Here is a 15,699-nt window from a genome sequence, read left to right as displayed (position 1 = left end):
GGTATTCAATGGTGCTTGCTTACCAAATGAGAGAAAACTATATATTTAGACATGAAGAACGTTGCATTTCTGTACATTGCTGAATCTTATCAGTGTTATCACGCTGCGGCAATTGCGCTGGAATTAGCTCAATCTGACAAAATCAATATTACAAACTTTTACAACGATCCAGAAACACCATATCATCTAGAAAGAGTTCGTTACGCGGCGGGAGCTCCTGAAATGGAGTATCGGCCACTTCGTCGATCATTGCCGACCGCTGCGATGCAGTCCATCCGTATCCTAGGAATGTTCAAGGATATGGTGCTGCGCGATAATGCTGCTGATCTGGATCGATACGATGCCATTGTGACGGTTGAGGATACTGTCGCTTCCGCGAGGCGACTGGGCATTTCGTCTCCTCAATTGATCTATATTCCACATGGCTGCGGTGATCGCGCCCGTGGCTTCACCAGCGAAGTCAGAGCATTTGATCATGTTCTTCTGTCGGGCCAAAAATCGGCTCAAAGAATGCTGGAAAACGCACTGATCAAGCCTGAAAATCATTCAGTGATCGGATCAGTCAAGCTTGAGACCTGCAAGCTTTTCCCGGATGTAACACGGTTCTTTTCTATTCAACGCCCCACGGTGCTTTACAACGCTCACAAGGCGAGGGGGCTGTCATCCTGGAAACGGTTTATTGAGCCTCTGCTTGAGCAGTTTTCGGAGCAATCTGATTTTAATTTGATTGTTGCGCCGCATACAAAGATGTTCAGGCGGCGCAGGCAATCAGTTCGGGATAGCTGGAATGAGCGAAGTAGTTATCAAATATTGATCGACACTGGATCTGAGCGCTGTGTCGACATGACGTACACGTCTGCCGCTGATATTTACGTAGGGGATGTGAGTAGTCAGGTTTACGAGTTTCTGGAGACACCTCGGCCGTGCGTTTTTCTGAATGCTCATCAGATTGACTGGCAAAACAACCCTGACTTTGCACATTGGCACTTTGGAGATGTTGTTGATGACCCTAGGGATCTTCTGAATGTCATCCGCGCCGCGCCCGAACGTCATAGACTGTATCGTGACCGCCAGAAAGAAATGGCTGACAGGTCGCTCGGCGATCGTTCTCCGGGGGCAGCGCGTCGTGGTGCAAATGTTATCCGAGGTCTCTTGAACCGCTAATAGCGGTGTTTAGTCCAGTCGCACAGAAGGCCGTACGAAACCCTCCACCCAGTCCGAATAACAAGAGATCAGACCTCGATAGAGGCCAAAAATTTCCACTTGATGCTTTCTATAGAGCATGAGGTGCCCAAGTCTCGCTGACAAACCATGCGACATGCCTCCTCCCCAAACGGTGCCTCCAGGGAGGGCTGCCCAGCCATTGTATTTCCCCAAGGCGACGATGGCGCCCTTATTGTGGAAAATACAGGCTGGAACCTTCTGGCCTTTTTCGATCCAGGCAGGCAGGTAACGTGCGAGATGCCGAGCCTGCTGCCTGGCGACCTGCGCAGTTGCGGGGAGAGGGTCATTCTCGATGAATGAGCAGTCTCCCATGGCAAAGATCCTGTCATCTGCGATTGAAGACAGGTTTGGATTGACCAGGATCTGCCCGGTTTTATTCAGAGCAAGTCCGCCATAAGTTGTCGTGACTTCGGGAGCCTTTACACCTGCAGCCCAGACCCGGAGCTTTGCCGAGACTTGGGATCCGTCCTTTAGGATAAATCCTGTTGAGTTTGCTCCCGCAACGCGAGCTGATGTTCGAACCGTTACCCCAATCCGTTCCAATTCCTGTTGGGCGGCTGCGGACACTGTTTCCGGAAAAGCCGGAAGAATACGTGGCCCTGACTGGAGGAGAGTGACACGTAGTTTGGGTGGCGGTTTGCCAAAGGCATGGAGGTTATAGGGCCCGACTATTTCGAGTGCTTTGTGTAATTCTGCGGCGAGTTGGGTGCCTGTTGCTCCGCCGCCGACAATTGCAATATCCAATTCCGAATTGTTCGCGAATGATCGTAGAAGTTCCATTCGAAATTTTTCGTTGAAAGCATTTGCTTCGACCAGATTATCAATGGAAAGACAGTGTTCCTTGACGCCTGGGGTGCCGAAATCATTGGCGCAACTGCCAATAGCGATGACTATGGTGTCATACTTAATGGTTCGGCTTTCCAATACCACCGTCCCATCGGAAGCACGAAGAGGGCTTAGGACAACTTCATGCTTTTCTCGATCAAGTGATACAACTTCTCCCGGCCAGAACTCGAAATGATGACCACTGGCCTGGGTGATGAAATTGATACGATCGTTTTCGTTTCCCACCGTGCCTGACGCAAAGCAGTGGAGCATTGGTTTCCAAACATGGGAAAAGCTTTTGTCGATCAGCGTGATGCGGGCTTTTCCCGGTTTTCCCATGGCTTTTCCAAGCCGCGTCGCGAGGGCTAGGCCTGCAACGCCACCACCAACAATCAGAATTTCAGATTTAGACGCCATTGATTTTCTCGCCCCCTTTATAGGAGTCAGGCACAAGGAAGTGATACAGAACATTTCCGGGAAGAGTAGAAGCCGGATGAACTGGCCACGAACGTTGTGGTGGACATTAGAATTTTTTGAAATTCTAGAAAGTAATATTCTGGTGATTTCATATTTATCGCGCGAGGCTTATTGCGGATACACAATTATTTACTTTCCTTAAATCGAAATACAAACCTATTTTTTTGATAAAATATATGTGAAATTAGAATATATATCTCTATTATTTGCGATTATTTTTGTGAAAATTCATTGCGAGTGATTGTTGTATCCATAAAATACAGCATTCTTTTCTGCCTTTGACTGTGCAAAGGGTTGCCTGTCTTTCCTTCCAAAGGAAACATGTCACGAGAATGATTTCCTTGATTCAAAAATCATGCATCTCCGTTTTTCTACAGGCAGTGCTCTCATGCTGAAGCGAAGAGAATTATCTTTTGAGTAGAGCAAACGACTAATGAAAAACGAGGACGCATCGTTTTCTAAGTCATTCACGAGCTTCAAAATTGTGGTGTGTGTGAACCCAAATAGGGCTTTGAGAGCAGCTTTATCCGCTCTTGATTAAGTTTTCTGCCTAAACAATCTCGGCATCGTTAATGCAACATGAAAATCTATTGACAGAGATTTAATTCCTATCCCGTAATAAGAATACAAAAAATCTTTCGGGGGAGCAGTGAAGAGATGACGTCGAATGAGAGACTTTGCCCCAAATTATGGCTGAGAAATCTCCCTTTTTAATCATCCCCGACTGTATCGATGAGCCTGACGCATTGATGCAGTTATGACGTCTTCGGATCACCCCCGAGACCCAGTCTCATGACGTTTTATGTGAACCGCGAAAATCTCTCCTAACTGATCAGGAAAACAGTTTGTGAAAAAACGCCTTCAGCACGCTCTCGCACTTTCTGGGTTCTTGCTCAGTAGTGTCTGCGCATTTTCCTTGTCTCAAGCGCATGCGCAATCCCAGGAGGCATTGTCTTCCAGCCCGGTTTTATTACCTGTTCCCGCGCACATGACTTTGAGCGGTCGGTCCGTTCCATTTCAAGGTGTGAAGATCGTTTGGGACGGAAAAGCCATAGCCCTTGAGCAGCGAGCCGTGGCCCGGTTTCTCGGTCGGCTGGAAAAATTACATGGCGGTTCCGGTAACACTGAACCCGAAACCGTTCTGCATATTCGAGCTGGGCAGGACCCTTCGTATCTGACGGTCGATGAACGGGAAGGATACAGTCTGTCCGTAAAGGGGCAGAATATTCAACTTGAGGCAGATGGACCGGCAGGAGTGATCCACGGGCTCGCTACTCTTCTGCAACTTGTGCAGGCAGGTCCGTCAGGTCGCCAGATTGCTGAGGGCGATATTCGGGATGCTCCGCGGTTTTCCTGGCGTGGCCTCATGATTGATGTCTCCCGACATTTCATGTCTGTCGAGACTATGGAGCGCCAGCTTGATGCGATGGAACTCACAAAGCTCAACGTTCTACACTGGCATCTGAGTGATGGGACGGGCTTCCGGATCCAGAGCCTTCGTTACCCGAAGCTTCAGGATGTTGGCGCACATCACCAATATTATACGCAATCTCAGGTCCGGAGCATTGTTCAATATGCTGCCGATCGTGGGATCAGGGTGGTTCCGGAGATCGACATTCCCGGCCATACGCTCTCTCTCTTGCAAGCCTACCCAGAGCTGGCAGCGCAGCAACCCGTGCTCGTGACTGATGCTGCGGGCAGAGCATGTACGACGAGTTCAGCGGATGGGCAGACGACAACGCATTGCAACCGTAGACCTAACCTGAATAATGCAGCCCTGAACCCGGTCAGCCCGCAGGTCATTGATTTTGCGGCAAATCTCTATGCCGAAATCGGAAAGCTTTTTCCGGATCGCTACATCCATTCGGGTGGGGACGAGGTTCAGGATCAGCAGTGGCTGGATAACCTGGCGATCGTCTCTTACATGAAGGCCAATGGATATAAGGACGTCCCGGCGCTTCAGGCAGCATTCACGGCCAAGATTGAAAAGGCTTTGGCCGCGCAAGGCAAGATCATGATGGGTTGGGACGAAGTTAGCGAAGCGCCTATCCCGAAAGATGTTGTGATTGAAGTCTGGCGAAACGCAAAATGGACTGGATCTGCCACGAAGGCTGGCCATCCGGTAGTAGTGTCTGCCGGATACTATCTGGATCTTTTGTACTCGTCAGCCAACCACTATGCCGTTGATCCGGATGCGACGCGCCCGGCTACTATAAGCGCTGAAGATGCCGAGCGGCTGCGTCATCAAACGTTGGATCGCCTGGAACGTGCTTTTGCTCCAGATCCGGATATGGCGCCTCTGAACGAAGCCCAACGTAAGTTGGTCCTGGGCGGAGAAGCGCCATTGTGGGCAGAAATTGTATCTGATGAGATGCTGGATGCACGGCTATGGCCGCGTTCAGCAGCGATTGCTGAACGCTTCTGGTCGCCGGAAACAGTTCAGGATGTTGACGATCTGTATCGTAGGCTTCCCGTTGTCATGAACGAACTCGAGAGCACGGGCCTTCTTGCGCGCGAGCATACGGACCGGATGATTGCAGAACTCACGCCGAGCAACATTACTCCACTTACGGTGCTAACGTCCGTAACCGTGCCGGTACAGAACTACGCGTTGAACCATTTGGCAGGCCCCACAGGGGATGCGATGCTCAAAAGTCCAGCCGCGATTGCTTCGCCGGATAGCTTCAGCGCCGTAGAATTCAACGCTCTGGCGAAGCGCTATGCCGCAGGGGACAAGAGTGCCGCCGCTCAGCTTCGAGCCTCCTTGAGTGTCTGGGCAGCTAATGATGCAGCTTATGAACAAGTTGCGACGACGCCTCAACTCCAATTGGCAGAGCCTGTCTCCAAGCAGCTCTCTCAATTGGCGCTGATCGGGCTGGAGGCGATGGAGGCTGGCGGTCATAACCATGCCTGGCACAAAAAGGCTCAGCAGTTGCTGGCGGAACAGGATTTGACGTGGATTGACCCGACAAGCTTTGCAGGAAAGGAGCGCGTTATTCCGCCGAGCGGTTTGCTGATTGCTATCGTTCCAGGAATTCACGCACTGGTTCAAAGCGCCAGGTAAGGTTTGCTATTTCCGGCGCAACGGGGTTCATACCCGGCGCCGGATTAAGTCGTCTGTTTCTATTATGGTCGAGAACCTGATGAAAATTGACGGGGCAGAGAATAAAAATCTTGCCCCGCTATGACTTATAGACAGTCCATCAAAGCCATCAGTTCAGGATCGTGCTTCATTTGCCAATCGATTGCTTCTCGCAAAACGAGCGCGGATGCTGCGTCCTCATCTAAAATGACTAGGCACGATGGATGATATTGCAATGCTGATCCTGGCACAGCTGCAGTCACCGGCCCTTCAATCATCTGTGCTGCAATTTGCGCCTTAGCGGGGCCAGTGACGACCATGAGAGCCATATGTGACTCAAGAATTGTTGCTGTTCCCATCGTGATGGCCCGAGAGGGAACGCTGTCTGGGTTGCCCCCAAACATCTCCGCGTTCTGCTCAAGTGTGGTCTGAGCAAGAGTGATGGCGCGTGTTCGGCAGTTCAGTGAGGAAAGGGGTTCATTGAACCCAATATGTCCATTTTGGCCTAACCCAAGAAGTTGAAGGTCGATACCTCCAGCCTGAGCAATAGCGGCTTCGTAGTTTTTGGCTTCTGCTTCTACGTCACTTGCCGCACCATTAGGAACGTGCGTGCTGTTCGGCGAAACATTAACTTTCGAAAACAAATGCTCATGCATGTAATAATGGTAAGACTGCTCGTTCGCAGCATCTAGCCCGATATATTCATCCAGATTGAATGTTGTTACGGACGAAAAATCCAAATTGCTTTCACGGTGTTCCGTGACAAGAAGCTTATAGATTGCTTCCATTGTGCGCCCGGTTGCGAGCCCAAGAACGGATGCAGGTTTCTTCACTATCTGACGCTTCAAAACATGGGCGGCGACAGTTTGAGCGGATGCCGCATCCGGGCAAATCAAGATTTTCATGCCTCGGGAGCTCCTGCAGGCGTTTTAATAAGGTTAGCGAGCGTTGGCTGAGTTTTTATCAGGATAACAGTCATCCAAAGCCCGATGAAGAGGTAGGAGGGGATTACTAGTCCCATAAAGGCCGAAGTTGTTCCAAGCTCTGGGATCAGATGAACAAAGATCTGAGGAAGCACAGCGCCTCCGGAAAAGGCCATGACCAGGAAGGCTGTTGCCTTTGCGCCGTCAGCACCGGCTTCTGCGAGTACAATGGGGAAGAGGGCAGGTAGGATCATGGCATTGGTGAAGCCCAGTAATGCTACACACAACACGGGTGCGATCCCATGTGTTGTTAGCGCTATCAGGCAGATGAGGATCCCAACGATGCAAGACACAATCATGTAGCGTTCCTGGCTAATAAACCGCGGAACGACGACCATACCAACAAGATATCCTGCCATCATTGATGCGAGCGTCATGGCCGTCAGGTACTTGGTTACATCGAGAGAGAGACCATGAGAACGCCCAAAAAGCCCAATCGCATCCCCTGCCAAAACCTCGATACCCACGTAGAGGAACATGGCGAGTACCCCAGTGGCTAGTCTCAGCGAATTCCTGCGGCGCCCTGGACTTTGGGCCAGAACGTCTTGCTCCATTGTAATTTCAGGGAGAGAAGATCGCGCAACAAGAAATGCCAACAGCCCGAGCAGGCCAGCCATCACGCGGTACGGCGTATGTACGGCATTGGTAAAGCCTGTAAGTATAGCGTCGCGTTCCGGTCCGGCAGGTGTGTTATGGATGCTGGCTGCAACTTCTCCGACGTGCGGCATGACAATAACCGCGAACAGGGCAGGGGCTACAATGCCTGCGAACTTGTTCGCCACCCCCATAATGGCAATTCGCTGAGCCGCACGGTCGTGATCGCCAAGGAAGCTGACATAGGGATTGATTGTGATTTGAAGGAGGGAGAGACCTGCGCCAATCACAGTCAATCCACTGAGCGCCCCTGCATACCAACGTGCGTTGACACACTCCCCGAACAGGCCGGTGCCAACGGCCATAATGGCCAGCGATACAACCAGGCCATGTCTCAAGCCAATCCGCTTGGATAGCAAGGTCGCGGGAAGGGGAAAGACAAAATATGCAAGATAAAAACACACGGGAACAAGAAAGGACGCCACGTCACTAAGGTTGAAGGCAACCTGCACAAAAGTGATAAGGGGCCCATTCAGCCAGGTAACAAACCCTATGCTGAAAAAAAGGGCGGCCATGATAAGAACAGGCCGCCATCCATAAGCCCCCGCGGGGCTCGATATGGGAAACTTGAACAAAAGATTGCCCTCTCAATAGGCTGCTGACCAATATTGATGTGATCAGCAGCCTGTCGTGGGAATTAGAAGCCTGTGGAAAGCGAGACCATCGCCGCGAACACGCCACCGACATAATAAACTGGTGCGCTGGCACTTGCGGTCGCACCTGTGGATGTCAGATGGGCCTTGGCGTTGGAGGTGTAGCTCGAACCGGATAGATAATGGTTGTCGCCAAGATTGGTGAGGTTCAACTGAATCTGTGGGTGCTTGATACGCCCATAAGAGTTCATACGGTAGCCAAGTGCGATGTTTGACGTAATGTACGACGGCATCTTCTGGTCGTTCATGAACGTCGTGTACTGGGAGTCCACATACCGCAGATCAAAGTTTCCGAAGAAGTGCCCGTCATCATAGTTCAGGCCGACTGCTGCGGTGAACTTCGGTGCGCCAACCGCGATCTTTCCGGCCGTCGGCAGGAGGCCGCTGCCTGTGTTGAAGTCATTATCAAACGTTGAGTGCAGGAACTGACCGGACACGTAGGGGCTGAAATGGTGCCAGCGTGCCAGTCCAAATTCGGCCTGAACACCACGAGACGTCTGTCCGCCAATATTGATCGGAGACGCAACCATCATGTTTGTACCCGGGATGTATCCTGTTGATGTAACCTGATGGTTCGTGATGTTGATGTTAAACAGTGACATCGCAAAATTGTAGAATTTGTCCTGATGACGATAGCCGAGTTCTTCGCTGATCGAATATTCAGGTTTCAGGCTCTGCGGCTGCATAACAGCATGAGCTGAATTCGGATCAAAAATCTGCGAATAGGCTTCAACAGACTCTGGTGCGCGGAAAGACGTGGTGCCATTGATATAGATCTGATCCTGCTTGGTGATCTGATAGCTGGCAGAGAACTGTGGCAGCGGCTCGAAATAATTGCCTTGCATCTTGTATGGATCAGCGCCTGGAATCAGGTTGGTCCCCTGACGCGACACCATGGCAACCCGGAAGCCTGCGCTAAGCGTCAGTTTGTCGTTCAGGAGCTTCTGGGTGTCAGCAATAAACAGCGTGTTAACCTGCTGCATAAAGTTCAGGTCGTAGCCAGACAGGATCTTGCCGTTTACTCGGATCACGCCACCGGAGAGCCCAACACCGTTTGCGCTAACGGGCGTGAAATCTGAAAGCTCTTCATGCGTCGTATAAGCATACCACCAACCGAACGAGAACGTATTGCTTCTGCTGATGTTCCAGTCTGCCGAAGTATTGAGGCCGCCAGTCTTCTGATTCCATGGGTCACGGCTGGACGTCAGGATGTTTCCATTAACAACCGTTCCACGATTAAGATCGCCGTATTGCTGTGTTCCGTAATATCCGCCACTCGCAGGAATGTTTTCGCCACCGAGAGAGGGGCCGAATTGGTGTACGTAGTATGGTGTGACCTGAAGATGTAGGTGATCTGAGAGTGTGAAGTGCATCGGCACGACGACAAGCTGCTGATTCAGGTTCTGTTGGTTCAGCTTGTAATAAGAGGCATTGCCCGGAGAAAAGGTTGGGGAGTAGGCAAAGCCGACACCATATTGCTTCCACTGCGCCATTGTTGGCGACCGCCATGATGTTGTTTGCTGACGGTTATAGGAAAACATTGCAGAGATGCTGTTCCCATCGCCCCACTCTTTTACGAACTTTGAATCGACATGATAACGGAATAGTCCGCCTGGTCCACGGGCACCATTATTATAACTGGTGTGCGAGAATGACACGAACCCACGAATGCCTGAGTTGCCAATATTACCCGTTTCGAGGCGAAGAAATTCTTTGTTAAAGCTGTAAGACCCGCCAGCAACATCGATAAAGCCACCAGCTTTTTTCGATGGATTGAGAGCCGACGCTGTGATCTGCCCACCGACAGCATTATAGAATGGTGCATTCAGGTCGGGCGATCCCTGAGAAACCGTAACAGCCCCAAGGTTCTCCGTATCAACCAGCGTGCTGGTATAAGGCGCATAATTGATCGGATCGGCGAGGGGAGCCCCTTCGAACAGGTAGCCGATCTGCGTCTGGTTCAGGCCCCGCATCTGAATATGATCGCCAGTAATGCCGTAGGGATCCTGGCTCGAAACGGTAACGCCAGGAAGGTCCGCCACCAGTGACGTGATATTGGAAGAGGGCGACTGCTTGGCGATAAAGTCACGAGTGATTCCACTCTGGGACCGCGGAGCCGTCTGATGCGGCATGAGGCCGCCGCCAGGGGTACGGTTCGTAACACCCGTGGCTGATAGGGAATGGGTTGTAACGGAAATCTCTTCTACCGACGGGGTGAATTGCCCAAGAACGGAAGGGCCTGGGCTTGAAGAGTTGGAATGTCGCGACGTGGCAGAAGCCTTGGTGGTTGAGGAACCCTTGGATGAGGCGGGGGCAGCTTTGTTATCCTGTGCGTTTGCACTTGCGCTCACTAGGCTGGCCATCGTGACACAGGAAACCAAAAGCTGACGGAATGTTATGCGCATTGTGACAACTCCACTCTACGGCCCGTCTCAGCGCCGATCTTTCGTTTCTTTATGGCAATCATCATGCAGAGCCGTGTTTTAGTACGCAATAGGTCTCAAAGAAGGGAAACTTAATTCATAATGCGAACAAAACAATTTTCGATCTGCATTCAAAACTGTTGCTAAAAAGGCACGAATTTTGGTGGTTTCTTTTGTCTGTGGTGGGTTCAAACGTCGTCTTGGCCAAAAATGAAATATCGCGCGGCCAAACTTGCTGCCCCTCTCGCAAAGCTATCTGGTTCAAAATCGCGGAAATGGATCATGGTGCGAGCACCAACGCGGTTCAGAATGTGGGATTCTGCTTCGTGGAGAAGTGCATGCCCGTAGACCCCGTTTCTCAGTGCTGTGTCGAGCATCACGACAACATGGCTTGGATCCAGCATCTGGATGAGTTGCGCTGTCGCGATACCCATGGCCGATCCTGCGCGATGCAGAATTGTCAGTGCTTCAGGGTTGCCGCTTGTAGCCAAGGTTGTGAGCTCTTGAGCGCTGGTTGGAAGCCCGATCTTTCGCGCTGAATTAGAGATGGCGAGCAGGGAAGCAACTGTCTCCAGGCACCCTTTGTTACCGCAGCGGCAGGGAAGGGCATCGGAATTTTCCAGCGTTACCGGGGCGTGTGAGATTTCTCCGGCTCCGCCCGAGTTGCCCCAGAGTAGTTTTCCGTTAACGATATGTGCACAGCCGATGCCGTGGCTGACGAAAACCATGCTAAAATCGGGGCTCCCTCTGAGCGGCCCAAAGAGTTCCTCACCAAGGATCAGAGCTTTGGCATCGTTTTCAACCCATGTCGGTAGCCCGGTCTTCTCTGCCATGGCCGTGCCGATGTTGACGTCCCGCCAGCCCAGGGCAGTGCAAGCGACGCAGGTATGTCTGTCTCGAGAGACGAACCCGGGAAGCGCAATTCCAATCCCTGAAAGCTTGTCTCCAGCTTCTCCCATGGTCTGCCGGAGTTGCTCAGTTGCTCTGGCAAGGGCACTGATGCACTCATCTGGATCTGTAGGCCGAGGCAGTTCTACACGTGCATGTACTGTGCCGTGTAGATCGGTCAGCACGAGCACCATCGGGTCGTCCTGCATGGAAATGCCTATGAACCAGGCAGCATCCGCTCTGACGGCCAGGGAGACAGATGGCCGACCTACTCCGAAAACGAGTTCCCGCTCGGAAAGGATGTCTTTGTCGAGGAGATCTCGGACCAATCCGGAAATAGTTGCTTTGCTTAGCCCCAGGAATTGAGCCAGCTCGGTTCGACTTTTTGAGCCTTCACGACTGAGAGTGCTGAGGATCTGGTAGTGGCCAGCTGAAAGCATTGGTTTTCCTGCTCGTCTCGCAGGAGACGCTAAGGGTGAGATAATTTTTTTTCTAAATTATAAACCGCAGAATTACATCAACATATTTACAAAGAACGTCTCGCTCTTTAACCGGATAACGAACGTGGTGAATCTGCCTCACTAAAATTGCTTCGCCTACGAGACTGCTACTGCACGTTTCAGACGAGGCTGCCTTATTCTTAAGCGGACGCATATATGATTCTCTGTGCAGACATAGGTGGTTCATTCATCGATTTTGCCGCTGTGAGGCCAGGAGGTAAACTAGAGCACAGAACCGCAGTACCGACGCCAGTTAATGACCTGACTGCATTTGTGGACGCTCTCGTTGAACTGTGTCGGCCATGGCCGGATGTCCCCCTGCATATCGCTATTGCAGGTGTTGAAAATCCTGAAACTGGCATTGTCCATGCCGCCAATATTCCCTGCCTTAAGCAAGCATCCCTACGGAAGTTTTTACAAGCCAAGGCTAGTCGGCGAGTTCTGATTGCCAATGATGCAGATTGTTTCGCTCTGGCGGAAGCAAGATTTGGTGTCGCGAAGGGGCACCAAAACGTATTTGGTATTATTCTGGGAACGGGTATCGGTGGCGGCCATATACTCAGCGGGAAAATCGTAACTGGCCTAGGCGGCATCACGGGCGAATGGGGACATTCTCCTACTGTCCTGCCACCGCCATTCATGAATTGTGAGCCTGATCATTCAAATATTGTTCCACTCTTTAAGTGTGGATGTGGGCAGGCAGGGTGCTTGGACACAATAGCAGGAGCGCGAGCGCTTGAGCGCCTGCACCTCTGGGCTGGAGGAGACGTTTCCGATAGCCGCAGCATTTTGACGGCGTGGGAAGGAGGAGATCTTCAAGCTGAAAGGACGATGGCGGTTTATCTGTCTTACGTTTCTGCTGCTCTCGCGCATGTCGTTAACATTACGGGATGCACGATCATTCCGGTGGGCGGCGGCTTGGGCAACTCCAAGAGCCTTATAGCGGCGATTGATCATGCCGTGAGAGAGAAAATTCTTTACCCGACTGAAGCGCCACTTCTTATTCAGGCAACACTCGGGACGGAAGCCGGATTGCTGGGGGCAGCCTGCCTCACTGACGTGTAGGCAAACCCCCATTACTTTTGAGAACTCGTCTCTCGTATTGGGAAATAATTTCTTCATGGCTCATTCTTGCGTTGTTATGCGCGGCGGCAGGCCCGTTGAGTTTTTGCGATAGACAAAAGATACTATTTCGCGCCCAAGCCACTTAACCCAGTCAGACCCGCCCTGACTTTCAGCTCACTGTGTCCGCAAAATTACAGTAACGTGCCTCATGGCAAACGATTGCACACAATCCGTTCCTTATTCATAATGAAATTCATCTTAAGCACGTCTATTCCGATCCTAAGCTTGAGAGGACGGCAACAGAAAGAGCCTATATGAAAACCGGGACTGATCTGATCACGTTCTATAATCCCGAGTTTTGGGGGGTAACTTCCGAAGACGACATCGCACGTCTCGCAGAAAAAGACCGTTCCCTCTTTTGGACGAAAATTCTGGATACCCAGGCGGGAACAGGTGTAAGCGGGATAGAGCTGACATTTCCTCCATTTGACTGGAAAAGCGCAACTACAGCCTTTGGTTCCAAAGAAAATCTGGTACAGGAACTGAGAATTAGAGGCCTTTCTATATGGTCCAGCTTTTTCGCAGATCTCGACCGTATTCCACTGTCCGAACACCGCGCGACAGAAGAAAAAATTCTCACATCGGTTGCCGAAGCAGCAGCTTTCCTGTCTTCCGTTGGCGGAAAAGTGCTGGTTGTTGGCCTTCCTTGCCGTACGACATGGCTTTCTGAGCCGATTCAGTTTGTCGATATGGCACTTGCCCAACCTATGGCGGATCTGTTGAATCGTATGGGGGCTGTGACTGCTCGTGCAGGCGTAGCTCTCGCATTGCACACCGAAGCAAATTCCGTCTTATGCGCTCCACGGGATGTGGATCTGTTTATGCTTCTAACTGACCCGCGTTATGTTTCTCTCTGTCTGGACCCGGCGCATATTACCATTGAGGGTGGAGATCCGGTTAAACTTCTGGAGCGACATCTTGAACGTGTGGTGGCGATGCATTGGAAAGATGCGTCAGGTGTGATGCCAATCTCCGTTGAAATCAATGAGACCATTTATGCCCAGCATCGACCGTATTTCCGTCCGATAGGACAGGGAAGCATCAATTTTGCGGAGTTGGCCACTCGGTTAAAAAAAGCTCCCCTAAAATGTGGCCCAATTCTGGAGATGGATTCCTGCGCTAATCCTGAAGAGGCCCTGAAAGATGGCGCTCAATTCATCAACACGATTTATGGCGGTCTTGAAGGAACGTCTGCATGAACCGTACCGGGTATGATGTGATCGTTGTGGGATCCGGTGCCGCTGGAAGCTTCGCTGCAAAAGAACTCGCCGAACAGGGTCTATCGGTGTTGGTTCTGGAGGCTGGCCAGCGGCTTAAGCAATCTGATGTCGAGCCACGTTCTGGTCGAAACTGGTCTCATACAGCCCTTTTTCCTCGTGTGAAGGCCACGCTCTTGGGGCAGCCTATTCAAGCACGCGTCGCATTTTTTAAAGAGCAGCTCCGGCATCTTTTCGTCAATGATTGGGCACATGGCTACACGACACCGAAAGACAGGCCGTTTCTGTGGATCCGGGGCAGGCAGACAGGAGGCCGATTACACGTCTTTGGGCGCGTTCTTTTTCGTTGGTCCGATACAGACTTTAAAGGGCGAAGTCTTGGAACGGGACCGGAAGACTGGCCATTGTCCTACGCTGACATTGTGCCGTTCTACGAGAAAGTAGAGCGTTTCCTTGGAATTTGCGGGAATGATGATGGTGTAGAGACCGCGCCCGACGGAATCATGGCAGAGCCTGCTATCCTGACGCCGGAAGAAAAAGGATTTCGAGCTGCTCTGAAGGCGCAGTGGGCAGATCGACACACAGTGGCGTGGCGGTTCAACCGTTACAAAAGCTCCCCTTTGCCTGCTGGCTTAGAAGCAGCTCTCGCGAGTGGCCGCACGACACTTCAGTCTGAAGCGGTTGTGGAGAAGATTGAAAGCGATTCAGACAGCGGAAGAGCGACAGGCGTAACATTTGTCCATCGCCGCACTCGCAAACGGCACACGATCTCCGCAAAAGCCGTCGTTGTTTGCGCATCCCCCATTGAAAGTGTCCGGCTGCTTCTGAATTCCCGTAGTGCAAGACATCCTTCCGGGCTCGGAAACAGTTCAGGCGTCCTGGGCCGATATTTTATGGATCAATGTGCCAGCCTGATGTTTGGGCGCTGGCCTGCGATCGCGCGTGAAGGCCAGCCGGAAACTCTTCCAGAACATCCGTTATTTGGCACGACCGGGGGAATGTACGTGCCTCGATATGAAAATACCGCCAATCATCGCGATGCCTCTTTCACCGGTGGCTATACCTATCAGGGGTCGATTGGGCGTTATGATGGACCGGATGCGCAGGGATATCTACCTGTCACCATGATGTGCTTCGGTGAAATGCTTCCTTATGAAGACAATCGGATTACGCTGAATTATTCCAGAAAGGATCGATGGGGTATTCCTCTCCCTCACATCAGTTGCGGCATCCATTCAAACGAGCAGGCGATGTTAAAGCGCCAAATCCAGGATAGTGCCGACATGATCGAAAGTGGCGGCGGGTTGGTTGATTTCTGGGCTTCCCCCTTAGGTTTAGGGCAGAAGGGCGCTGGGATGTATCCCGCACAGGTCTGGCCAATCCGGTGGTTCATGCGCAAAATGTTTCCGAAAAGTCTGGTAGTGGGTGCCGCCATACATGAAAGTGGTGGCGCAAGAATGGGAAGCGACCCAGCGACTTCATATCTGAATCCGTATGGGCAATGCTGGGAAGTGCCCAACCTGTATGTCACGGATGCATCCAGCTTCCCGACAGGCGGATCACTCGGCACCACGTTAACAGTTATGGCACTCAGTATTCGGGCGTGTGAGCATCTGGCTACAGAATTAAAAGCGGGGCGCCTCTAAAA

General features: G+C 51.6%; 10 protein-coding genes. 5 read left to right on the top strand and 5 right to left on the bottom strand.

Annotation, left to right across the window (positions count from 1 at the left end; translation table 11 throughout):
* Window positions 1-51: 51 nt before the first annotated feature.
* Window positions 52-1,164 carry a CDP-glycerol glycerophosphotransferase family protein gene (locus tag KP705_RS02795; RefSeq protein ID WP_215763973.1) on the top strand — a complete coding sequence of 371 codons (1,113 nt, stop codon included), beginning with the start codon at window positions 52-54 and terminating at the stop codon, window positions 1,162-1,164.
* Between the two features lie 9 nt (window positions 1,165-1,173).
* On the opposite strand, the gene KP705_RS02790 is transcribed toward KP705_RS02795, so the two are convergent.
* On the bottom strand, window positions 1,174-2,466 hold the full coding sequence (locus KP705_RS02790) for an NAD(P)/FAD-dependent oxidoreductase (RefSeq protein WP_215763972.1): 1,293 nt from the start codon (window positions 2,464-2,466) through the stop codon (window positions 1,174-1,176).
* Window positions 2,467-3,373: 907 nt separating this feature from the next.
* Between KP705_RS02790 and KP705_RS02785 the strand changes: the two genes are divergently transcribed.
* A complete protein-coding gene (locus tag KP705_RS02785; protein WP_215763971.1) occupies window positions 3,374-5,590 on the top strand; it encodes a beta-N-acetylhexosaminidase in 2,217 nt (738 codons plus the stop codon).
* A 125-nt stretch (window positions 5,591-5,715) separates the two neighbouring features.
* Here KP705_RS02785 and nagB read toward each other — a convergent pair whose 3' ends face one another.
* The 4 genes from nagB to KP705_RS02765 all read right to left on the bottom strand — a co-directional run bounded on the left by nagB (window position 5,716) and on the right by KP705_RS02765 (window position 11,649).
* The gene (gene nagB, locus KP705_RS02780) at window positions 5,716-6,513 is read right to left on the bottom strand and encodes a glucosamine-6-phosphate deaminase (RefSeq protein WP_215763970.1); all 798 of its coding nucleotides are present in this window, start codon (window positions 6,511-6,513) and stop codon (window positions 5,716-5,718) included.
* Window positions 6,510-7,760, bottom strand: coding sequence for a glucose/galactose MFS transporter (gluP, locus tag KP705_RS02775; RefSeq protein ID WP_215763969.1), 1,251 nt, complete (start codon window positions 7,758-7,760; stop codon window positions 6,510-6,512). The genes nagB and gluP overlap by 4 nt, the downstream gene beginning before the upstream one ends.
* A gap of 122 nt (window positions 7,761-7,882) precedes the next feature.
* Window positions 7,883-10,303, bottom strand: coding sequence for a TonB-dependent receptor (locus tag KP705_RS02770; RefSeq protein WP_215763968.1), 2,421 nt, complete (start codon window positions 10,301-10,303; stop codon window positions 7,883-7,885).
* Between the two features lie 206 nt (window positions 10,304-10,509).
* Complete coding sequence (locus KP705_RS02765; protein WP_046901815.1) at window positions 10,510-11,649, bottom strand: ROK family transcriptional regulator; 1,140 nt, start codon at window positions 11,647-11,649, stop codon at window positions 10,510-10,512.
* Window positions 11,650-11,865: 216 nt separating this feature from the next.
* Here KP705_RS02765 and KP705_RS02760 point away from each other — a divergent pair, with 216 nt between their 5' ends.
* The 3 genes from KP705_RS02760 to KP705_RS20870 all read left to right on the top strand — a co-directional run bounded on the left by KP705_RS02760 (window position 11,866) and on the right by KP705_RS20870 (window position 15,697).
* Entirely contained in the window at window positions 11,866-12,774 is a 909-nt protein-coding gene (locus KP705_RS02760) for an ROK family protein (RefSeq protein ID WP_046901814.1), read from the top strand.
* A gap of 314 nt (window positions 12,775-13,088) precedes the next feature.
* Window positions 13,089-14,033: a sugar phosphate isomerase/epimerase gene (locus tag KP705_RS02755; RefSeq protein ID WP_046901813.1), complete on the top strand. Its 945-nt coding sequence runs from the start codon at window positions 13,089-13,091 to the stop codon at window positions 14,031-14,033.
* Complete coding sequence (locus KP705_RS20870) at window positions 14,030-15,697, top strand: FAD-dependent oxidoreductase (protein WP_046901812.1); 1,668 nt, start codon at window positions 14,030-14,032, stop codon at window positions 15,695-15,697. Before KP705_RS02755 ends, KP705_RS20870 begins: the two co-directional genes overlap by 4 nt.
* Window positions 15,698-15,699 lie beyond the last annotated feature (2 nt).

Source organism: Gluconobacter sp. P1D12_c (assembly GCF_018812105.1).
Classification (GTDB): Bacteria; Pseudomonadota; Alphaproteobacteria; order Acetobacterales; family Acetobacteraceae; genus Gluconobacter; species Gluconobacter oxydans_A.
This window is presented reverse-complemented; position numbering and strand designations above follow the sequence as displayed.